The 20,426-nt window shown below is 57.1% G+C and carries 17 protein-coding genes and 3 pseudogenes; 11 read left to right on the plus strand and 9 right to left on the minus strand.

Going from position 1 to position 20,426, the window contains the following annotated elements:
- The first annotated feature begins 53 nt into the window (after positions 1 to 53).
- Genes QYH43_RS17460 through QYH43_RS17475 form a run of 4 tightly spaced genes read left to right on the plus strand, consistent with a single transcriptional unit; the run spans position 54 to position 4,292 of the window.
- Positions 54 to 1,451, plus strand: coding sequence for a heme utilization protein (locus QYH43_RS17460; protein ID WP_301157611.1), 1,398 nt, complete (start codon positions 54 to 56; stop codon positions 1,449 to 1,451).
- A 60-nt stretch (positions 1,452 to 1,511) separates the two neighbouring features.
- Positions 1,512 to 2,192 carry a C39 family peptidase gene (locus QYH43_RS17465; protein WP_095056096.1) on the plus strand — a complete coding sequence of 227 codons (681 nt, stop codon included), beginning with the start codon at positions 1,512 to 1,514 and terminating at the stop codon, positions 2,190 to 2,192.
- A 32-nt stretch (positions 2,193 to 2,224) separates the two neighbouring features.
- Positions 2,225 to 2,965: a hypothetical protein gene (locus QYH43_RS17470; RefSeq protein ID WP_301157612.1), complete on the plus strand. Its 741-nt coding sequence runs from the start codon at positions 2,225 to 2,227 to the stop codon at positions 2,963 to 2,965.
- Positions 2,966 to 3,011: 46 nt separating this feature from the next.
- Positions 3,012 to 4,292 (plus strand): hypothetical protein, encoded by a 1,281-nt coding sequence (locus QYH43_RS17475; RefSeq protein ID WP_095056094.1) that lies wholly within the window; start codon positions 3,012 to 3,014, stop codon positions 4,290 to 4,292.
- Between the two features lie 63 nt (positions 4,293 to 4,355).
- Here QYH43_RS17475 and QYH43_RS17480 read toward each other — a convergent pair whose 3' ends face one another.
- Complete coding sequence (locus QYH43_RS17480; protein ID WP_095056093.1) at positions 4,356 to 5,681, minus strand: sigma-54 dependent transcriptional regulator; 1,326 nt, start codon at positions 5,679 to 5,681, stop codon at positions 4,356 to 4,358.
- Positions 5,682 to 6,026: 345 nt separating this feature from the next.
- Here QYH43_RS17480 and QYH43_RS17485 point away from each other — a divergent pair, with 345 nt between their 5' ends.
- The 3 genes from QYH43_RS17485 (at position 6,027) to nhaB (ending at position 9,437) form a co-directional block, all read left to right on the plus strand.
- Positions 6,027 to 6,293 (plus strand): hypothetical protein, encoded by a 267-nt coding sequence (locus QYH43_RS17485; protein ID WP_095056092.1) that lies wholly within the window; start codon positions 6,027 to 6,029, stop codon positions 6,291 to 6,293.
- Between the two features lie 274 nt (positions 6,294 to 6,567).
- A complete protein-coding gene (locus QYH43_RS17490) occupies positions 6,568 to 7,857 on the plus strand; it encodes a hypothetical protein (protein ID WP_301157615.1) in 1,290 nt (429 codons plus the stop codon).
- Positions 7,858 to 7,934: 77 nt separating this feature from the next.
- Entirely contained in the window at positions 7,935 to 9,437 is a 1,503-nt protein-coding gene (gene nhaB, locus QYH43_RS17495; RefSeq protein ID WP_095056090.1) for a sodium/proton antiporter NhaB, read from the plus strand.
- Positions 9,438 to 9,554: 117 nt separating this feature from the next.
- On the opposite strand, the gene zwf is transcribed toward nhaB, so the two are convergent.
- Together zwf and gnd are read right to left on the minus strand one after the other, a co-directional pair.
- Positions 9,555 to 11,078, minus strand: coding sequence for a glucose-6-phosphate dehydrogenase (zwf, locus tag QYH43_RS17500; protein WP_301157617.1), 1,524 nt, complete (start codon positions 11,076 to 11,078; stop codon positions 9,555 to 9,557).
- Entirely contained in the window at positions 11,075 to 12,055 is a 981-nt protein-coding gene (gnd, locus tag QYH43_RS17505) for a phosphogluconate dehydrogenase (NAD(+)-dependent, decarboxylating) (protein WP_301157619.1), read from the minus strand. The genes zwf and gnd overlap by 4 nt, the downstream gene beginning before the upstream one ends.
- 272 nt (positions 12,056 to 12,327) lie before the next feature.
- On the opposite strand from gnd, the gene QYH43_RS17510 reads away from it, so the two are divergent.
- Together QYH43_RS17510 and QYH43_RS17515 are read left to right on the plus strand one after the other, a co-directional pair.
- Positions 12,328 to 12,510, plus strand: a complete 183-nt coding sequence (locus tag QYH43_RS17510; RefSeq protein WP_095056087.1) for a DUF6026 family protein — start codon at positions 12,328 to 12,330, stop codon at positions 12,508 to 12,510.
- Positions 12,511 to 12,710: 200 nt separating this feature from the next.
- Entirely contained in the window at positions 12,711 to 14,447 is a 1,737-nt protein-coding gene (locus QYH43_RS17515) for a phosphoethanolamine transferase CptA (protein WP_095056086.1), read from the plus strand.
- A 170-nt stretch (positions 14,448 to 14,617) separates the two neighbouring features.
- Here QYH43_RS17515 and QYH43_RS17520 read toward each other — a convergent pair whose 3' ends face one another.
- From QYH43_RS17520 to zapE, 3 genes and pseudogenes are all read right to left on the minus strand, one after another.
- The gene (locus QYH43_RS17520) at positions 14,618 to 15,109 is read right to left on the minus strand and encodes a GNAT family N-acetyltransferase (RefSeq protein WP_095056085.1); all 492 of its coding nucleotides are present in this window, start codon (positions 15,107 to 15,109) and stop codon (positions 14,618 to 14,620) included.
- A 118-nt stretch (positions 15,110 to 15,227) separates the two neighbouring features.
- Positions 15,228 to 15,341, minus strand: a pseudogene (locus QYH43_RS17525) (damage-inducible protein DinB); the annotation flags it as partial.
- Between the two features lie 48 nt (positions 15,342 to 15,389).
- Entirely contained in the window at positions 15,390 to 16,508 is a 1,119-nt protein-coding gene (zapE, locus tag QYH43_RS17530) for a cell division protein ZapE (protein WP_301157622.1), read from the minus strand.
- Between the two features lie 189 nt (positions 16,509 to 16,697).
- Here zapE and QYH43_RS17535 point away from each other — a divergent pair, with 189 nt between their 5' ends.
- The gene (locus QYH43_RS17535) at positions 16,698 to 17,750 is read left to right on the plus strand and encodes an aldo/keto reductase (protein WP_095056084.1); all 1,053 of its coding nucleotides are present in this window, start codon (positions 16,698 to 16,700) and stop codon (positions 17,748 to 17,750) included.
- 141 nt (positions 17,751 to 17,891) lie between these two features.
- Here QYH43_RS17535 and QYH43_RS17540 read toward each other — a convergent pair.
- The 3 genes and pseudogenes from QYH43_RS17540 to QYH43_RS17550 all read right to left on the minus strand — a co-directional run.
- Positions 17,892 to 17,990: pseudogene (locus QYH43_RS17540) on the minus strand (arginase family protein); the annotation flags it as partial.
- A 400-nt stretch (positions 17,991 to 18,390) separates the two neighbouring features.
- Positions 18,391 to 18,801: pseudogene (locus tag QYH43_RS17545) on the minus strand (FAD-dependent monooxygenase); the annotation flags it as partial.
- A 33-nt stretch (positions 18,802 to 18,834) separates the two neighbouring features.
- Positions 18,835 to 19,476, minus strand: coding sequence for a class I SAM-dependent methyltransferase (locus QYH43_RS17550; protein WP_301157625.1), 642 nt, complete (start codon positions 19,474 to 19,476; stop codon positions 18,835 to 18,837).
- 421 nt (positions 19,477 to 19,897) lie between these two features.
- Between QYH43_RS17550 and QYH43_RS17555 the strand changes: the two genes are divergently transcribed.
- Positions 19,898 to 20,401 (plus strand): methyltransferase, encoded by a 504-nt coding sequence (locus QYH43_RS17555; RefSeq protein ID WP_301157626.1) that lies wholly within the window; start codon positions 19,898 to 19,900, stop codon positions 20,399 to 20,401.
- Positions 20,402 to 20,426: the final 25 nt, after the last annotated feature.

Below are 20,426 nucleotides of genomic sequence, written 5' to 3' on the forward strand. Positions count from 1 at the left end.
AAAAAAAAGGTAGTTACAACACTTAACCTAAAAAATAAGTACGGAGAATCACCATGAAACCTTCGATGGCAATCAAGCCTCTGGTTTTCGCAATTGCTGCGGTCATGGCTGTTGCTGTACACGCTGGGCAAACAAACAACGAAGACGATAACGGCCATGGTAATGGCCACAGTAACCACGGCAATGGCCACGGTAACGGCCATGGCAATGGGCACGGTAACGGTCACGGCAATGGCAATGGCAACAACCCACCTGACCCTACAGTGATCAATATCAGCGCGACTGCAAATGCGTACGATAGACAACGCAGTACCGGCAATCGCATCCTTAACGAAGGAACCCGCAACGACGCCAAGATGAGCAGCTCCGCCTCTGGCACCAGCGGCAACGTTGGCGTCAACGTGGCAGCAGGCGCTGGCAACCAGCAGGACAACGCCGCCGCCATTGCGAACGCAGCGTCCGAATCCAGCCTGGATAACAGCTTCGTATTCGGCACTGCCACGGCTACCGCTCAAGTCACGCAATACAGCAACAATAACAAGGTCAACAACTATGGCAGCACTAACTCTGCCGTAATGAGCGCCTCGGGGAGTGGCGGCAGCGGCAACATGGGCATCAACATTGCTGGCGGTGACCTTAACCAGCAGAAAAACACCATGGCCATTGCCAACACCCATGCTCCACTCGGTAACGCAACCGCCACTGCTTCTGCCGACCAGAACGGTCCTGGCTTGATCGTGAACAACAACGCTGATCGGACATACCGCATTGATACGCTGTCATTTACCAAATCGGTCAGTGGCAGTTCCAACTACGATAAGTCCTCCAATCTGAGCGGTTCAAAAAGCGCGTCTTCCAGCTTTGAGGTCGCCAGTGACTCGAGCTTTGACGTGAGCGGTTCCAAGGGCTTTGAGGCAAGCGGCTCGAAGAGCTCTGAATCCTCCGCCTCCTCGAGTGCTTCTTTGAAAGCCTCCCTGGAAGCTTCCCTGGAAGCTGAGGTGGAAGCAACCAAGAGCTCTAGCTGGTCTCATGGCAATCATGAACACAGCAAATCCAAAACCAACGGTGCATCGCTGAACGCTTCGCTTGATGTAGACGTGGACGTAGAAGTCGAAACATCGCACGAGAAATCGAAAGAGTCCTCCTGGGCAAAAGCGTATGACTCGTCGTTCGAAAAATCGGGCAGCAAGTCGTACGAAAAATCAGGCAGCAAATCGTCCGAGTCTGAGTACGAAAAAGCGAAAAGCTACACTGAGAGCAGTTCATTTGACTTGAGTAATACCTACTCCTTCCAAGTGCTGACTCCAACTGGCTGGGCCAACCCTGTGACCAACACTGCAACCCTGAGTGGTTCGGTGAATGGCGGCAGTGGCAACCTGGGCGTCAACGTAGCTGCTGGTGTGGGCAACCAACAAAGCAACTCGCTGGCCATCTCCAACAACTCGTTCTAGTTGTTGACTCTGGAGGCCCCCTCTTTGGGGGCCTTTCAACACAACGGGAAGGGACCCACCATGCGCATTATCGCCTTGGCATTTTTGCTTTGCGTGGCCAGTGTGATCGAGGCTGCACAGATGCCGCTTTCCGTCCTGCCGGGTGGTGCGGTGGTGTTCAAGCCGATCCAGAGCGTACGTGAGCGTAAATTTTCGGACCTTGTGCAACAAAAAACCGACTTCAGTTGCGGCGCTGCTGCGCTGGCGACCATTCTGCGCCAGGCCTATTGGCTGGACGTGAATGAAGAACAGATCATCGAAGGCATGCTCGCGCACTCCGATCAGGATCTAGTCCGCGTGCAGGGCTTCTCGATGCTCGACATGAAACGCTACGTGGAAAGTATTGGCATGCGGGCCCGGGGCTACCGGGTGGCGCACACAACATTGAGCGAGATCAAAATTCCGGTTGTGGTGCTCATGGATGTCCGCGGCTACAAACATTTTGTGGTCATGCAGAGAGTCCATGACGGCTGGGTATACATCGGCGATCCGGTGCTCGGTCATAAACGTTACAAAGTCGACGAGTTTGTCAAAGGCTGGAACGGCATCATCTTTGCCGTCATCGGTCAGGGCTACGACAAGACCAATGCGTTGCTCGACCCACCCGTGCCGCTGACCGCCAGGAACCGCGCCAATACCTTCGGCCCGGTGCAGGACGCAGAACTGATGGATTTCGGATTCATCCAAAGTGACTTCTTCTAATAAAAAGGAGCACGACGCTCCGGGAGCATTCAATGAAGACTCCAATCTGGCTTGCCGTCATCTGCCTGGCCGCCAGCCTGCCGATCCAGGCAGAGACGCTCAAGCCCATTGAACTGAACGATCAGGAACTGTCGGTCTTGCGAGGCCGTTATGTGATGCCGGGTCGAATCATCAGCTTCGGCATCGCGATGTCCAGCACCTGGCAAAATGCCAACGGTGAAGTGATCGGGGCTACGTCCACGATGCAGATTCAACAATCAACCATCACGCCACAATTCTATGTATCGGTGATCGACGAAAAAGGTAATGGCTCAACGGGTTCGCCAGGCACCGGTACCGTCACTGGCGGCAGCGGCCTCAACAGCATCGAAGGCGTCACTCAAGTGGTGCGGGCCGCCGGCGACCGTAACACCGCCTACAATGACGTCGATATCAACGTCACCAAGGGTAGCCAGGCACCCGCCGTGCAACAGCAGGGCGAAGTATTGGCCGCAGGCACAACGATGGTCCGCGGCAATGGCGCAGGTTCGTTGAGCGTGTCCTCGACCGGTTCTGGCGTGCAGTTCAACATCGTGGCCAACAACAACCAGGGCAGTTCCGTACAGCGGCTGGCCCAGGGAGGGCTGATGCAGAACACCACGTTGCTCGGCGGGGGCAACCAGGTCCGCAACCTCACATCCCTTAATGTCGTGCTGCGTGACAACGTACCGTCAGCCGGTTCGGTGAACGGTAATCTGGATCAGCTTAAAGGTCTTCGCACTCTCGGATTCTGATCTACGCTCAGTCTCACCAGATGTAGTCAGAAGGGACGGCTTACCCATGCACCGGTCTTTTACGTTCAGGGCTATCGTTTGTTTGAGTAGCCTGGCTCCGGCAACATTGTTATACGCAGCATCGGACCCCCAGGTCGAAGCACTAAAACAAGAACTCATGGAGTTGAAACAGCGTTACGAAGCACAACAGAACGCGCTGATGGTACTCGAGCAACGCGTTCGCCAAGTCGAAGAAACACCGGCAACACCCGTTCCCAAACGCTTGACCAAATCCCCTGCCGAAACGACCCAGGGAGGTCAGTCTGTAGCCGCCGGCGCGCCAGGAACCACAGGCAGTTCATACGGCCAATCGCTCAAGGATGATTCGCAGCCTGCGCAAAGTGTTTCCAACCTGTATGACGAAGCCAGCGGCTTCTTCGGTGGCGGCAAGTTCAGCGTCGAAACGGGTCTGACCTACACGCATTACGATACCCGGGCGCTTACACTCAACGGCTTCCTGGCACTGGACTCGATTTTTCTCGGCAACATCAACCTTGACCGCATCAAGGCCGACAACTGGACGCTTGACCTGACCGCCCGCTACAACGTGGCTCAACGTTGGCAGTTCGACATCAACGTCCCCGTGGTGTATCGCGAATCAACGTACTCCTCCGGTGGTGCCGGTGGCGCAGGCCCGGTGTCGTCGGACGCATCCGTAACCCGCGACCCGACCATCGGCGATGTAAACGTTGGCCTTGCCTACAAGTTTCTGGACGAATCGGCCAATTGGCCCGACTCGGTCTTTACCCTGCGCATCAAGGCGCCGACCGGTGACGACCCTTACGGCATCAAACTGGTCAGTGACCCGACAAACGATAACCTTGCGGTGCCCGAAGACCTGCCTACCGGCAATGGTGTCTGGGCGATCACCCCGGGTATCTCGCTGGTCAAGACCTTCGACCCGGCCGTGCTGTTCGGCAGCCTGGCCTACACCTACAACATGGAAGACTCGTTCAGCGACATCAGCCCTCAGGTCAACTCCAAGGTGCCTGGCGACGTGAAACTGGGTGATTCCTGGCAGGTGGGCGCCGGTATTGCATTCGCCTTGAACGAGAAGATGAGTATGTCGTTCTCGTTCACCGATCAGTTCGCCCGCAAGAGCAAGATCAAGCCGGATGGTGGTGAGTGGCAATCGATTTCCAACAGCGATTACAACTCGGCCAACTTCAACATCGGCATGACCCTGGCAGCCACCGATAACCTGACGATCGTTCCCAACCTGGCCATCGGCCTGACCGACGACTCGCCAGACTTCTCCTTCAGCCTGAAATTCCCGTACTACTTCTGATCCGGCACCCACAAAAAACCCGCCTGTTTGGCGGTTTTTTTGTGCTGATGACAGCTAGATGGCTCAACGTATCTGGTGCTTGTGCAACAACCGGTAAAAGGTAGGTCTGGATATCCCGAGTACCCTGGCGGCGATGCTCAAATTATCGCTGTGACGGTTAAGGACATCGCACAATGCCTGGCGCTCTGCCCGGTGCTTATAGTCTTCCAGCGTGGCAATCGGCGTGGCGACGGCCTGATGACTGATCAAGCCCAGGTCTCGCGCTTCGATCTGCCGGCCTTCAGCCAGTACCAACCCGCGACGCACCCGGTTGGCCAACTCGCGAACATTGCCTGGCCAGTCCTGCTTGCTCATGGCAAGCAACGCGTCTTCACTGAAGCTGCGCGGGCGGCGCCCGGTTTCATGGCTGTAAAAATGGGAAAAATGGTTGGCCAGCATCAGCAGATCGCCATTGCGTTCACGCAGGGGCGCGGTCACGACCTGCAACACGTTCAAGCGATAATAAAGATCTTCACGAAAGCGTTTTTTCTCGATCGCGGCCTCCAGATCAACATGGGTCGCGGCCAGCACTCGCACATCCACAGGAATCGGCTGACTGCCGCCCACCCGCTCGATGTGTTTTTCCTGGAGGAAGCGCAGCAGATTGGCTTGCAGCTCCAGCGGCAGGTCACCGATCTCATCAAGAAACAGCGTTCCGCCATGTGCGGCTTCGATCCGTCCGATCTTGCGCTGGTGCGCGCCAGTAAAAGCGCCTTTTTCATGGCCAAACAGTTCGGACTGAATCAGGTGTTCGGGGATCGCACCGCAGTTGATCGCGACAAACGGTTTGTCGCGGCGCTGGGACTGGCGGTGCAACGTCCTCGCCACGAGCTCTTTACCGGTGCCGCTTTCACCCCGAATCAACACCGGAGACTCGGTGGGCGCCAGTTTGCTCAGCAGCTTGCGCAGTTCACGGATCGGTTTGCTGTCACCCAGCAGCTCGTGCTCGGGCTGATCAATATGAACCGTACCCTGCCCTCGCAGCCGCGCCATGCCAAAGGCCCGGCCCAAAGTGACCTGAACCCGGGAGACGTCAAATGGCAAGGTATGAAAATCGAAAAACCACTCGCACACAAAATCGCCGACATTTTGCAGTCGCAAGACTTCCTGGTTCAGTACGGCGATCCACTCAGTGCCACTGCGACTGATCAATTCTTTGACGGCATCTGGCCGGTCGAGATGTAAGGGTTGCAAACGCAGCAATCCAACGTCGCAAGTGCGGTCGACGGCGTTTTCCAGCGTACAGCTGTCAACATCCCACCCCACTGAGCGTAATCCCGGTAACAGGCGATGACAGTCGTCGCAGGGGTCCACTACCAACAAACGTCGTAAAGCTGGCACGTCATTCATGACTGTTCCTTGGCGCCAAATTTATGAAAATTTAATAAAAAACAGTCATTTGGCGGACCTGGCTGTAACATTAGCAAGAATTTGACGGAGCCTTGTACCGTTTGACTATAAGACTATTACTTAAGTAGTTATAAGAAACACAGAGCCACCGAGTTCCCTAACGCGCCTTTTCTTTCGCTAAGCTTTCAATCTCAAGCACAATCTTGAGTTATGAAAGAAAGTTAAAATTTCTTTTGATTGTGTGTGACCCAACCCCCTGTTGCGGGCATCAGTACAAGTAACCAGCCGAACGGTCAGCCCAACCGACGGCACATCACTTGATTGGGCATACAGAGAGAAGACCCTATGAACGCCCCGCTCCGTATCAACGAAGCTCTTTTGATTGCCGACCGCGCATTTAAACCTTTCAAGTGCGTGGCCTGGGCGCCACAGGACGGTAACGGTGAACTCACGCTGACCGTTATCGACCGCACCAGCACCAGCATCGGCCGCAAGCAGATCCCGAGCAGCGCCTATACCGACCCTGCGCAACTGGAGCACTTGCTGGAACAGGCCCGCGCCGAATTAAGCGAAGAAGGTTACACGCTGCAGTCCTGGTCAATGCCGCACTAACCTTTTTGCGGATTACTCTAGAGTAATCCGCGCCCCCTTTCGCTAACTGGCTGATTTTTTAGCTGTTTGTACTTATCTGATTGAACTTTCGTAAACCGGCATTCTTTGCAGGCTTGCCATTGGTTCGCAAAGTCATTGTTGTGGCACATTACGACCCTCCGCCTGTTAGTGCCGACAGTTGTGCATCCCGTCATTCAGGGATTGAATGTTTTCCTTACAAAGTCCGACCCCTCAAAACTTTCGGAGCCAGGACGACTCGCAAGGAGATGCGTGCATGTCAATCCAGTCCGCTCTTGCCCTGCCCACCCCACTCCAGAACGCAGGACAACTCGATCCAGCCTTTGCCGGCAACGGCAAAACCCAAGTGTATTTCGCCGGTAGCCTTTGCAGCATGGCCCATGGGGTCGCGATTGATGCGCAAGGCCGTTTGCTGGTAGCAGCGAAGGTCGGAATGTCGGACGGCAGCCATTTCGGACTTGCCCGGTTGCTCAAGGATGGCTCGGCGGACCTTTCGTTCGGCATACAAGGCAGTGTCATCGGGCAATTCGAGGCGGGCTACGAAGCCATGGGCGCCAAGGTTCATGTACTGCGTGACGGAAACATCCTGCTGGCCGGCCTGCACTACGAAAACGCCCATCGCACGCTTCCGGCCCTGGCATTGATTGATCAACAGGGGCGCCTGGTACAGCCATTCGGTGATAACGGGCGCCGCGTTGTGCGTTTGCCGGGCGGTCTTTCCCTGGGCATGCGCGATACCTGGCTGCCTCCCGGTGTGCCTGGCGCAGAAACTTGTGACGTCGCCGTGCAAGAAGACGGTCGAATCCTGCTGTTGGCCAATCATCACTTCGAAATGGCCGATCACGTCGGCCTGCTGATACGACTCGACATCGAAGGCTCGCTGGACAGTTCATTCAATGGACATGGTTTCGTCATTGTCCGGCACTTGCTGATGAATACCTGGCTCAGCAGTTTACGGGTGCAACGCGACGGACGAATCCTGGTCGGCGGTTCAATCAACTTTCCCCACGAAGGCCTGCTGGCCCGTTATCACGCAGACGGTCGTCTGGATGAAAGCTTTTCCCTGGATGGCTTTATGGCTTTCAAGGCGCAAGACTACAGCGCGCAAGTCAGTCAGGTGGTACAGCAGGATAACGGCGACATCCTTTGCTTTGGCAGCAGTCGCGAGCCGATGCGCTGCCTCACGTTTAAAGTTCACAGCAGCGGTCGCCCTGACAACCATTGCAACGCTGGCCAACCCCAACGCCTGGAAATCGACCATAGCGGCTGCCAATGGACATGCGCCCAGGCCCAACCGGACGGCTCCGTGTTGACCGCCGGCGCAACGATTGGCGGCATAGAGGCCGATTTCCTCCTCGCTCGATACCTGCCCGACGGCTTGCTCGATGCAGACTTTGGCGATGGCAACGGTTGGACACGCACCCGCCTCGGTCGTAGCCTGGACACAGCCACGGCGATCGCGGCGCAAGCCGATGGAAACATCGTGGTGGCCGGCTATTCTCTCGATGGCAACTATAAAGCCGTCGTCACACGCTTCCTGGGATAAACACAGCCACTGCGCCTGCGCTTGATCTTCTGTCTCGCTTGCGGCAACTTGCGCGCTTCTTAAACAAGGAGCAACCGATGTCCGGTTCGATGGCCCAGGCGTTCGCGCACAACTTTCTCGGGAACTCACCCCGCTGGTACAAGGCCTGCATTGTCGGCTTCCTGATCCTCAACGCCCTGGTCCTGTGGACCGTCGGCCCGGTCGCGGCCGGATGGCTGCTGGTACTGGAGTTCATTTTCACCCTGGCCATGGCGCTCAAGTGCTATCCGTTGATGCCCGGCGGACTGTTGCTGATTGAAGCCTTGCTGCTGAAGATGACAACGCCCCAGGCCCTGTATGACGAACTGCTGCACAACTTTCCGGTGATCCTGCTGCTGATGTTCATGGTGGCCGGCATTTATTTCATGAAAGACCTGCTGCTGTATCTGTTTTCGCGCCTGCTGCTCGGGGTTCGCTCCAAGACGTTGCTGGCGCTGATGTTCTGCTTCTTGTCGGCATTCCTGTCGGCGTTTCTCGATGCCTTGACCGTGACGGCCGTGATCATCAGCGCAGGCGTGGGGTTTTACTCGGTCTATCACCGGGTCGCCTCCGGCAACGACCCACGCCAGGACAGCGAATACAGTGACGATCAGCAACTCCCCACGCTGCATCATGGCGACCTCGAACAGTTCCGGGCTTTCCTGCGCAGCCTGCTGATGCATGGCGCCGTGGGCACCGCGCTGGGCGGCGTGTGTACTTTGGTGGGCGAACCCCAGAACCTGTTGATCGGCCATGAAATGGGCTGGCACTTCGGGGAGTTCTTTTCCAAGGTCGCACCGGTTTCCCTGCCGGTGTTGGTGGCAGGCCTGGTGACGTGCGTCCTGCTGGAGAAGCTTCGCTGGTTCGGCTATGGCACATTGCTGCCGGACAACGTGCGCAGCGTGCTGGGCAGCTATGCGGCCGAAGACAACGCCGAACGCACCACTCGCCAGCGCGCAGCGTTGATTGTGCAAGGTCTGGCGGCGCTGCTGCTGATTGTCTGCCTGGCGTTTCACCTCGCGGAAGTGGGCCTGATCGGTTTGATGGTGATTGTGCTGATTACCGCGTTCACCGGCATTACCGACGAGCACCGCCTGGGCACCGCGTTCAAGGACGCCATGCCGTTCACCGCCTTGTTGGTGGTGTTCTTTGCCGTGGTAGCGGTGATCCACGATCAGCAGTTGTTCACGCCATTGATCCAGTGGGTACTGGCACTGCCGGCAGATCAGCAACCGGGCATGCTGTTTATTGCCAACGGTTTGCTGTCGGCCATCAGCGATAATGTGTTCGTGGCGACCATCTACATCACTGAAGTGAAACGCGCGTTCCTGGCGGGCGAGATGACCCGCGAGCATTTCGAGACATTGGCCATCGCCATCAACACCGGCACCAACCTGCCGAGCGTGGCGACACCCAATGGCCAGGCGGCGTTTCTGTTTTTGCTGACTTCGGCGATTGCACCGCTGGTGCGTCTGTCGTACGGGCGGATGGTGTGGATGGCCCTGCCGTACACCGTGGTGATGGGTACGTTGGGCTGGTATGCGGTGAGTTACTGGTTGTAATCCCCTCTAAGCCAACTGTAGGAGCAAGCTTGCTCGCGATGGCGGCGACACATTCAACATCATCGTTGACTGTCATTGCCTCATCGCGAGCAAGCTCGCTCCTACAGGGGATACGTGTTATCCGAGGCGATGCCAGACGCGTCCGTCGCGGGTCAGCAATTCGTCACCGGCCTGTGGGCCGTTCTCCCCCGCGGCATAGCTCTGCACGCTGGCATCCTGTTGCCAGGCATCGAGGAAAGGCTGCACGGCGCGCCAGCCATTCTCGATATTGTCGGCACGCTGGAATAACGTCTGATCGCCGGTGAGGCAATCGTAGATCAAGGTTTCGTAACCGGTAGACGGCTGCATCTCGAAGAAGTCTTTATAGGCAAACCCCAGCTCGATGTTGTCCATCTTCAGCGCCTGGCCCGGCCGCTTGGCCAGCAGGTCGAACCACATGCCTTCGTTCGGCTGGATCTGAATACGCAAGTAGGTTGGTTGCAGCTCATCGACCTCGGTGTCGCGGAACTGCGCATACGGCGCCGGTTTGAAACAGATGACGATCTCGGTGTCGCGCACGCTCATACGTTTACCCGTACGAAGGTAAAACGGCACGCCGACCCAGCGCCAGTTATCGATCATGACCTTGAGGGCTACATAGGTTTCGGTATTGCTGTCGGGCGCCACGTTGTTTTCCTCGCGATAGCCCGGCAATGATTTGCCGTCGAGTTCACCGGCCGTGTATTGCCCACGTACTGAGTTGGCCTTGGCCTCCTCGACCGACCAGGGACGAATCGCACCCACCACCTTGGCTTTCTCGCCGCGCACCGCGTCGGCACCGAAAGCGGCTGGCGGCTCCATGGCCACCATCGCCAGCAACTGAAACAGGTGATTGGGCACCATGTCCCGCAACGCGCCGGTGTGTTCGTAAAAACTGCCACGGGTTTCCACACCGACGGTTTCGGAGGCGGTGATCTGCACGTGGTCGATGTAGTGGTTATTCCAGAACGCTTCGAAGAGGCTGTTGGAAAACCGGCTGACCAGAATGTTCTGCACGGTTTCCTTGCCCAGATAGTGGTCGATTCGGTAGATCTGTTTTTCCGTCATCACCTTGAGCAAACAGGCGTTCAAGGCTTCAGCCGTGTGCAAATCGGAGCCGAACGGTTTTTCGACCACCACCCTTCTGAACGCTTCCGGGGTTTCTTCCAGCAAACCGGCGCTGCCCAGGCGGCGCACCACTTCACTGAAGAAACGCGGCGCGGTGGCCAGGTAGAACACCGCATTGCCGGTTCCGCTGTCGGCGATTTTCGCCGCCAGCGCTTGATAGGTGCTGTCGTCCAGGAAGTCGCCCTGAACGTAGCTGATGCCTTTGGCGAGTTTGGCCCACACCGCCGGATCAAGGGCGTGATCGCCCTTGCCGGTCTTGGTGGCCACTTCATTGCGAATAAAGTCTTCGAGTTTTTTCGCGAAGCCTTCGTCGCTGATGGCGTTGTGGTCAACGCCGATGATCCGCAGTCCATCCCCCAGTAAACCGTCACGACTCAGGTTATACAGCGCCGGCATCAGCAGGCGCTTGACCAGATCACCATGGGCACCGAACAGGAACAGTGTGGTCGCCGGAGCGGGTTCAGGCCTGGATTTTCTGCGGACCGGATGGGTCATTTTTTCGGGGTCTCCACATGGCCGCCGAAGCCGAAGCGCTGGGCCGAAAGCACTTTGTCGCCAAAGCTGCCTTGGCCACGGGAACGGTAGCGCGAGAACAGCGAGTTCGACAGTACCGGCACCGGAACCGCTTGCTCCATCGCCGCTTCGATGGTCCATTGACCTTCACCGCTGTCAGCCACGGAGCCAGAAAAACCGTCGAGCTTCGAATCACTGGCCAGGGCGTCAGCCGTCAGGTCGAGCAACCACGACGACACCACGCTGCCACGACGCCAGACTTCGGCGATGTCGGCGACGTTCAGGTCGAAGCGCTGGTCTTGCGGCAACTTTTCGCTGTTTTTGGTCTTGAGGATGTCGAAACCTTCGGCGAAGGCCTGCATCATTCCGTATTCGATGCCGTTGTGGATCATCTTCACGAAATGCCCGGCGCCCGCAGGACCTGCGTGGATGTAGCCACGCTCGGCGCGATCGTCATCGGACTTGCGGTCCTTGGTTCGCGGAATGTCGCCCATGCCCGGGGCCAGGGTGTCGAACAGCGGGTCCAGACGATTGACCGTGTCGGCGTCGCCGCCAATCATCATGCAGTAACCGCGCTCCAGGCCCCAGACGCCGCCGGACGTACCGACGTCTATGTAGTGCAGGCCTTTTTCCGCCAGGGTTTTCGCCCGGCGAATGTCGTCCTTATAGAACGTGTTGCCGCCATCGATGATGGTGTCGCCGGCTTCAAGCAAGGTGCTCAGGGTGTCGATGGTCTCTTCGGTCGGCGCGCCGGCCGGCAGCATGACCCAAATCGCTCGCGGCTTGGTCAGGCCGGCCACCAGGGCCGGCAAGTCGGCCACACCGGTTGCGCCCTCGGCGGCCAGGGTTTCGATGAAGGCGGTATTGCGGTCGTAAACAACGGTCGTGTGTCCGTTGAGCATCAGGCGCCGCGCAATATTGCCGCCCATGCGGCCCAGTCCAATAATCCCGAGTTGCATGTGCTGATGCTCCCTACTACAAATAAATGTGTGTCAAAGGTATAGCCCAACGCGACTAATGAAGCTTAGTCCAGAGCGTCGGGATGAAGTTTCCGGGCATTGTGCCCGATCCAGACTGATAACGTCGGGAATCAAGCCGAAGACACAACGACATTTGAAAATAAAAAAGTTCCCTTCAGGGGAAAAAGAAATCAAAATTGGCGCCGATAGTAGTTCTGCCGCTCATATCGAGGCGGTTCTACAGTTGAGACACGCCATTTGCGAGGTGAGCAATGGGCACAGTACATACCGCACTGCCAGCACAAACCCTTTACGTCACAATCCGTCGTGATGAACTGCGCCAGTTGAAAGACGAACGCGATCAATTGAAGCAAGAGCTGGCGCAGTTGCGACTGGTGCTGCAAGACACTCAAAATCCATCCGCAGTCGTCACTCAACGCGCCCCGCACGCCTGATCACCCCGATTGATCTGGTAGCAGCCGACGCTGCTTTCCCCCTGCCTCTGAGCTGCCATTCAAAGCAGCTCACACAATTTTCACATTTGCTTTCCGATACTTACCTGTTTATGGCTGTTCGTTGCTCGGATGGTCACCGTTTCGTCGTCAGTGATATTTAACGTCCGGCGATGGAAGTGTTTTCTCGGCTGGAGCGCTGAATGACTTTGTTTAAACGCAGCAAGACGACTGCGAAAGGTTTCGACTGGGCCGGGTTACTCTGGTTGTTCGTATTCTTCTGGTACTTCTCCGGAATCACCCAGCTACTGATCCAACTGACAGGCACTTCCGGTTTCACGGGGTTCCGCCAGGCGTTCGTGATGAGCGCCATCTGGCTGGCGCCGATGCTACTGTTCCCCAATAAAACCCGTGTCATGGCCGCCGTGATCGGGGTCGTGCTGTGGGCCTGCTCGATGGCCAGCCTGGGTTATTTCTTCATCTATCAGCAGGAATTCTCCCAGAGCGTGATCTTCATCATGTTCGAGTCGAACGTGTCTGAAGCCGGCGAATACATGACCCAGTACTTTGCCTGGTGGATGGTGTTCGCGTTCCTCGCCCACACCGCATTCGCCTGGTTCCTGTGGACGCGCTTGCGCCCGGTGTACTTGCCACGCGGCAAGGCCTTGTTGGCTGCGACGGCCATTGTAGTCGCGGTGGTCGGCTACCCACTGGTCAAGCAAACCCTGCGCACAGGCAGTCTCGCTGAAGGTTTCGAGAAATTCGAAACCCGCATCGAGCCGGCCGTGCCTTGGCAGATGGCCGTGGCGTATCACCGTTACCTCGACACCCTGGCCAACATGCAGGACATGCTCGACAGCGCCAGCAAGATCCCGCCCCTGCACAACCTCAAGGATGCGATGGCCAACCAGCCCGCGACCCTGGTGCTGGTGATCGGCGAATCCACCAACCGCCAGCGCATGAGCCTGTATGGCTATCCGCGTCAAACCACGCCGGAACTGGACAAGCTCAAGGATCAACTGGACGTTTTCGACAATGTCATCACGCCGCGTCCGTACACCATTGAAGCGCTGCAGCAGGTTCTGACCTTTGCCGACGAGGAAAAGCCAGACCTCTACCTGTCGACGCCGTCGCTGGTCAGCATGATGAAACAGGCCGGGTACAAGACCTTCTGGATCACCAACCAGCAGACCATGACCAAGCGCAACACCATGCTCACGACGTTCTCCGAGCAGGCCGACGAGCAGGTGTACCTGAACAACAACCGCAACCAGAACGCCGCCCAGTACGATGGCGACGTGATCGAGCCCTTCAACAAGGCCCTGGCCGATGCCGCGCCGCGCAAGTTGATTGTTGTGCACCTGCTTGGCACGCACATGAGCTACCAGTACCGCTACCCTTCGTCCTTCGACAAGTTCAAGGACCGCAATGGCGTGCCGGCCGGTGTACGTGACGACCAGGTGCCGACGTACAACAGCTACGACAATGCCGTGCTGTACAACGACTTCGTGGTGTCCAGCCTGATCAAGGACTACGCCAAGACTGATCCGAACGGCTTCCTGCTGTACCTCTCGGACCACGGTGAAGACGTATTCGATTCCGCAGGCCACAGCACCCTCGGGCGCAACGAGAGCAAGCCGACAGCGCCGATGTACACCATTCCGTTCATGACCTGGGCCTCGCCAAAATGGCGTGAGAACCACAATTGGAACGTCGCCGGTGATGTATCGCGCCCTTACAGCAGCTCGCACCTGATTCATACCTGGGCCGACCTTGCAGGCCTGAGCTTCGATGAGCTCGATCGCAGCAAGAGTCTGGTCAGCGACAGCTTCAAGGCGCGACCGTTGCTGATCGGCAACCCTTATGAACGCCAGCAGCGGGCCTTGATCGACTTCAGCCTGATCAAGCCTAAAGTCGCGCCAGCGGTGGTTCAGCAGTAATCCTTTCAGGGGCCGGTTCCGGCCCCTTTTTCATACTGGCTTTGCGGCCATCAGCGTTTGTTCCCATCTCATGTAATCGGCGGATATGACTGCAAGCTACAGGCCGAAATAAAACCGGGGACTTGTCTCCATCGCGAGCAAGCTCGCTCCTACAGGCGCCAGACGCTAATTCAAAGCGCCTTGGTCCAGAACAGCATCCGGCCATGGGCCGGGTCGAACATGCCTGCTGCAAAACCGGCTTTTTCGTAAGCCGCTTGCGCCACGGCGTTGCCTTCCAGCACCTCCAGGGTGAGCTTGCAGCAACCGCGCTGACGGGCGATTTCCTCGACCTTTTGCAACATGCGCTGACTCAAGCCCAACCCGCGAAACTTATTCACCACCGCCACATCGTGCACATTCACCAATGGCCGGCAGGCAAAGGTCGAGAAACCCTCGAAGCAATTGACCAACCCGGCCGGTTCGCCACCGACAAACGCCAACACACTGAAGGCGTGGGGACGTCGAGCAAGCTCTGCTGGTAATTGCTCCAGCACATTGGCAGGCAGGGATTGGCCGCCGCCCATCGGGTCCTCGGCGTAGTGGTTCAATACCAGACCAATCGCTTCGGCATGCACCGGGTTGGTGTAGCTGGCCTGAAGAACAAGAATTTCTGCGAAATCCATTTCCATCCTCGATCACACATAAAGTAGCCCCCGCCGCGTATGTCGCGCCGAGGTGCCGGGCGACCATAGCGCGAGCGCTGTGCTGCCGACAATCAGTTGTGCTGAAAATAATTGACGCTCAAACGCCCCAGATCAGCGTTTCGGTCCAACCCAACTCGGCAAAGTCCTCGGCCCGCAGGTACGACTCACCGGCACAGAAAAACTCGTCGTGTTGCGGATTTTCGCGGGCCGTGGTCAGCAAATGGTGCGACAGCGGCTGATTCATCTTCCCTCCTCCTGATCACGCTTCGGCGAACCGTTGCAGTTGCATCTCCTGCAGCCGACTCAGGGTGCGACGGAACGGAAACTCCAGATACCCGTCGGTGTAAAGCGAGGCCATCGGCACCTGAGCTTCCAGGTACAACGGCACCTTGCGGTCATAGCATTCGTCCACCAGAGCAATGAAGCGTCGCACACCGTCGTCATGCACCGACAATTGCGGCAACTCGCGATCCCCCGCCTCTACCCGCTCGACGCCGTCCTCAGTGCCACGGGCAATACGTCCTGCGCGCTTTTGTGCACTCAGGTTGGGGACGTCGCTCAACAGGACTGCGCTGTAGGTGTCACACAGGGCCATGAAATCCATGGCGGCGAAAGGCTGCTCGCAAAGATCGGAGTAACGGGTCCAGAGCACGCTCGGGCTGGCCTTGATCACATTGAGAGAACGATAACCGACCTTGATCGGGTCGCTGGACACCGATTGGCCGATGGTCAGTGCGGCGAACACCTCATCCAGCGCGCAATCCTGCCCGGGCTCCGCCACCCAGTATCGTTGCGAACCGACGCCAGGGTGCAGCCGGTGGTCTTCCCCGCCGTCCACGGCGATCACCTGCATGTGCTGCTTGATTGCGGTGATTGCGGGCAGGAACCGGTCGCGGTTGAAACCGTCGGCGTACAGTTGATCCGGCGGCAGGTTCGAGGTACAGACCACGACCACACCCTGCTCGAACATGACCTGAAACAGACGCCCGAGAATGATTGCGTCGCCGATGTCATTGACGAACAACTCGTCGAAACACAGCACGCGCACCTCCTCGCTCAACTCCCGGGCCAGTGCCTTGAGCGGGTCGGCGGTGCCGGTCAACTGGAATGAACGCTGGTGCACCCACCCCATGAAATGGTGAAAGTGCTGGCGCCGCGCCGGGACCCGCAAGCTTTGGTAGAACTGGTCCATCAGCCAGGTCTTGCCCCGCCCGACCGGCCCCCACAAGTAAACACCCGTGATCGGCGAGTGACCGGCATGCAAGGCTTCGTGGCATTTCTGCAATGCCCAGACGGCATGTTCCTGAGCCTCGTCCTGGACGAAGCCCTTCTGTTCGATGGCCTGCTGCCAGGCACTGAGGGGAGAGTCGATAGTCATGCGCGGCAGTATGCCATTGCGAAACACCCAAAAGGCAAGACAGGCCCTGTGCCTCCCTCGCCACTGGCTTAGTTTTTATCACTGACAACGCCAATGGTCGGGAGCATCTTGACGGTAAATATTACCGGCATCATATTTAATTCATGTCACCGGCATCTAAATTAAGTCCCATCCTTCTGGAGCCATCCCATGCATTACAAAGTGTTCGGCCGTAAAACAGGATTGCGCGTTTCCGAACTGGCGCTGGGCGCCGGTAACTTCGGCACTGGTTGGGGCCACGGCGCCGAGCGCGACGAAGCCAAACGCATTTTTGATGGTTACCGGGAGGCTGGCGGTAACTTCATCGACACTGCCAACGGCTATCAAGGCGGACAATCGGAAGCCATGCTCAGCGAGTTCATCGTGGCGGATCGGGATAGCCTGGTGATCGCCACCAAATACACCCTCGGGACGACACCGGCAGCGGGTATTTCCCACACCGGCAATAATCGAAAGAACATGGTTCGCGCCGTCGAAGAGAGCCTCAAGCGCCTGAAGACAGACCACATCGATCTGTTCTGGGCGCACATGAGTGACGGCGTAACACCGATGGAAGAGATCCTGCGCGGCTTCGACGATCTGGTACGCGCGGGCAAGATTCATTACGCCGGTTTGTCGAACTTCCCGGCCTGGCGCATCGCACGCGCCGATCTGCTGGCCGAGGTTCGCGGCTTCGCGCCGATTGCCGCCATCCAGGTTGAATACAGCCTCGCCGAACGCACCGCCGAACGCGAGCAATTGCCGATGGCCGAAGCCCTGGGCCTGGCCGCTACGCTGTGGTCGCCACTGGGCGGTGGTTTCCTCACCGGTAAATACCGCAACAGTGAAGGCGATAACCGTGCGACCAAACTCGGCATGCTGATTCATGCCGAAAAAGGAACCCGCGAAACCGCCCTGCTCGACACCTTGCTGGGCGTCGCCGCCGAACTGGATGTCAGCCCGACCCACGTGGCCATCGCCTGGCTGCGGGAAAAGGCCAAGCGTTCGACAACGGCCCTGATTCCAATTCTCGGCTCCCGCACCCGCGAGCAACTCGACGCGACGTTAGGTGCGCTGGACGTGCAGTTGAGTGCTGAACAAGTAGTGCGGCTGGATGCGGTCAGCGACGTGGCTAAAGGCGTGCCGCATGAATCCATCGCCGGTTCGGTGGCGCGATTCAGTGGTGAGGCCATTCTGGATTTGCCTATGATTCCAGTAGCCTGACACCCTTCAAAACTGTAGGAGCGAGCTTGCTCGCGATGAGGTTCTGCCAATCAACAGAGAGGTTGAATGCACAACCGTGATCGCGAGCAAGCTCGCTCCTACAGGGTTTATCGCTTACTGATCGACCTTGTGTTTTGCCTCCATCCCTACCAGATTGATCCCGCGCAGGTCCCCGAGGATCTCCAGCGCCTGCGCCGTGCTCAAGCCACCACACACCGTTGTTCCGGTACCCGGTGCGAATATCACAACGCTGAATCATTTAGCCGTTACGACTTAAGTTGCCTGCGTGGGACTGGGCAAGGCCCATGGCTCGTGTGTGTGTGTTCTGTGCAAACAAACGGCACTTTACGGATGCGATTGTGCAACTTCATGAGCGCCCCACAATGGAATGTGGACACACAACAAAGGCTCTCTTCAAAAAAATTCAATCCATTCGAGAGCAAGGCCGCTTTAACGTACGCTCAGTTTTCCAAGCGTTTTAGCGGATTGTCAGCTTTTCCAGGTCAGGTTCTGACGCGCGTAACCAGAATCGTCCAGCAGCCAACCACCCAAACGCTCCTTGGCCAAGGTCGATTTTTTACCGACCCAGATCACCACACCATCCGGCCTGACGATGACTCCCTCGCCAGCGGACAGCCTGTTATTGCGCGAATCCTCGCTGATAGACGCCGTTTGCAATCTCGGAAACCTGTGCATCACCGGCAACCAGCGCCTTTAGCGCATATCCACGCCTCAGATTCACCTCCACGCGATTGACCCAATCGGTCAACACCGACTCGGTCTGAGACTGCGGGATGATCACCATGTGGGGATACTCACAAGGGAGTTTGGAAAACGATAGCGTCCTGCCCGCCTTGTCACCCAGCGGCGCGCTTGCCCAGACGATCCCCCGGCGTATCATCTCGTCTGCCACGCCCCAGGCATTGAGCAGCTCCAAGGTGACAGGTTCCAAGCCAAAGGCTCGGGAATGGGGGGAGGCAACTGGTCTTTTATCGATGAGATCAACCGCTATTCCCAACTCCGCCAGAGCTGCAGCCACAGCCAACCCGACGGGCCCGCCCCCACGACAAGGACCTGTTCGTTTTTAACGACCATGTTCACTCACCTCTCCAAAGCAGGGGCTGAAAGTGGCGATAATGACGTGCTGGTCGGTGATTCTCGTTTCCATGCTCCGCAGCCCGGCCGTTTGCGCGAGCTGGATCACCTCATGCTCTGATCGATAATCTGCCAGTGTACTCAGCAGCCAGTTGATCAAAGTGGTCAATCCCCAACCCGCTGGCTGATTCTCCACCAGGCAGAAAAGGCCCTGAGGCTTGAGCACGCGACGGATCTCATTGAGGCCAGCAGACTTGTCAGCCCAATGGCCAAACGACAACGAGCACACCACCAGATCCATGCTTTGCGAGGGGAATGGCAAGGCTTCGGCAACGCCATTGACGAACGAGGCGAAGGGACGTCGTTTGGCGCCCTCGTCCACCATGCCTTGAGCCGGGTCGACGCCCTCGAAACGCGCATCGGGCCACTGAACGAACATGCGTTCGATCAGTGCGCCAGTACCACAACCGATGTCCAGAACACGCTCCGGGCTCGAAGTGCACAACGATCGGCTCAACATTCGCAGACATTCGTCATGGGCCTGGCTCAGTTTGGTACCGTACTTCTCTTCATAATACGGCGCAATACGGCGCAATACGGCTGAACGTACGCACAAAACCTGGATTTCCATTCCCTTTTCCGTCAGAAAAAACGCTAGGCATTATTGAGCATCCATACATCAAGAGCTATCCTTTACGAACATTAGTAGCGAAATCCACCCCATAAAAACAAAATAAAATGAGCAGCCGCCACCAATCAAACAACATCCACCTTCTACTAGTGTCCCACCTCAAAACAAACCTCCGAGTCTGGCTACTCTTCCATAGTTTATTCCGACTTAGGGAAACTCTGAAAATCCAACTATTTGGCAAAGTGTCTGTCAGAAGACCCCGTATTTCCAGAATTTATTTTTATATTTGGCTTTGTCAGATCATTCCTACAGACTGGCTCCCTACCCTACCGATTTCTGGCCCATTGCAATATTCTGCTGCTGACTTATTACTTGATTTTCAATTGAAATGGGCAATCATACATCCCACTGCAACGGCCGCATGACGCCGCAAATTAAAAGTCAAAAAATTCAATCGAATCCTTTAATCAAGGACACTTTGCAAACTGCATCAGACATAAAGCTCCGCTGCTTCGCCGCATCAGCACGACAAGTAAAAACGCTTATCCCTTTACCTAGGAGATGGTATACGGTGCAAGCTTCATTACGCCAAAAGTTCTGTGCTTACAGCAGGCTATCGACCCCAGCCTGCCTGGACTGGGGCGACGAAGACTGCCAGGCCATATTGGCCACCTGCCGGCGGAGCATGCGGGACAATGCGCTGCTGGTTGTAGTGGACCTAGTGATTGACCAGGGTGAAAGTGACCAGCCCAATTCCACGGGCGCAATGATGGATCTTTACATGCTGTGCTTGTTCGGTATCGCCGGTGGCAAGGAGCGTAACGAGGTTGAATTCAGAACCCTCATTGAAAACAGCGGCTTTATCGTCAAACAGGTAAAGCGCCTGCCAAGTGGAAACGGCATTATTTTCGCCTACCCGAAATAAATGATCACCATCGCCCCTCGTCACT

The sequence above is a fragment of the Pseudomonas sp. C32 genome, from assembly GCF_030417915.1.
Classification (GTDB): Bacteria; Pseudomonadota; Gammaproteobacteria; order Pseudomonadales; family Pseudomonadaceae; genus Aquipseudomonas.

Coding starts and splice junctions, on each gene's coding strand:
- QYH43_RS17460 (WP_301157611.1), top strand. CDS start 54: ATGAAACCTTCGATGGCAATCAAGCCTCTGGTTTTCGCAATTGCTGCG.
- QYH43_RS17465 (WP_095056096.1), top strand. CDS start 1,512: ATGCGCATTATCGCCTTGGCATTTTTGCTTTGCGTGGCCAGTGTGATC.
- QYH43_RS17470 (WP_301157612.1), top strand. CDS start 2,225: ATGAAGACTCCAATCTGGCTTGCCGTCATCTGCCTGGCCGCCAGCCTG.
- QYH43_RS17475 (WP_095056094.1), top strand. CDS start 3,012: ATGCACCGGTCTTTTACGTTCAGGGCTATCGTTTGTTTGAGTAGCCTG.
- QYH43_RS17480 (WP_095056093.1), bottom strand. CDS start 5,681: ATGAATGACGTGCCAGCTTTACGACGTTTGTTGGTAGTGGACCCCTGC.
- QYH43_RS17485 (WP_095056092.1), top strand. CDS start 6,027: ATGAACGCCCCGCTCCGTATCAACGAAGCTCTTTTGATTGCCGACCGC.
- QYH43_RS17490 (WP_301157615.1), top strand. CDS start 6,568: ATGTCAATCCAGTCCGCTCTTGCCCTGCCCACCCCACTCCAGAACGCA.
- nhaB (WP_095056090.1), top strand. CDS start 7,935: ATGTCCGGTTCGATGGCCCAGGCGTTCGCGCACAACTTTCTCGGGAAC.
- zwf (WP_301157617.1), bottom strand. CDS start 11,078: ATGACCCATCCGGTCCGCAGAAAATCCAGGCCTGAACCCGCTCCGGCG.
- gnd (WP_301157619.1), bottom strand. CDS start 12,055: ATGCAACTCGGGATTATTGGACTGGGCCGCATGGGCGGCAATATTGCG.
- QYH43_RS17510 (WP_095056087.1), top strand. CDS start 12,328: ATGGGCACAGTACATACCGCACTGCCAGCACAAACCCTTTACGTCACA.
- QYH43_RS17515 (WP_095056086.1), top strand. CDS start 12,711: ATGACTTTGTTTAAACGCAGCAAGACGACTGCGAAAGGTTTCGACTGG.
- QYH43_RS17520 (WP_095056085.1), bottom strand. CDS start 15,109: ATGGATTTCGCAGAAATTCTTGTTCTTCAGGCCAGCTACACCAACCCG.
- zapE (WP_301157622.1), bottom strand. CDS start 16,508: ATGACTATCGACTCTCCCCTCAGTGCCTGGCAGCAGGCCATCGAACAG.
- QYH43_RS17535 (WP_095056084.1), top strand. CDS start 16,698: ATGCATTACAAAGTGTTCGGCCGTAAAACAGGATTGCGCGTTTCCGAA.
- QYH43_RS17550 (WP_301157625.1), bottom strand. CDS start 19,476: ATGGAAATCCAGGTTTTGTGCGTACGTTCAGCCGTATTGCGCCGTATT.
- QYH43_RS17555 (WP_301157626.1), top strand. CDS start 19,898: ATGACGCCGCAAATTAAAAGTCAAAAAATTCAATCGAATCCTTTAATC.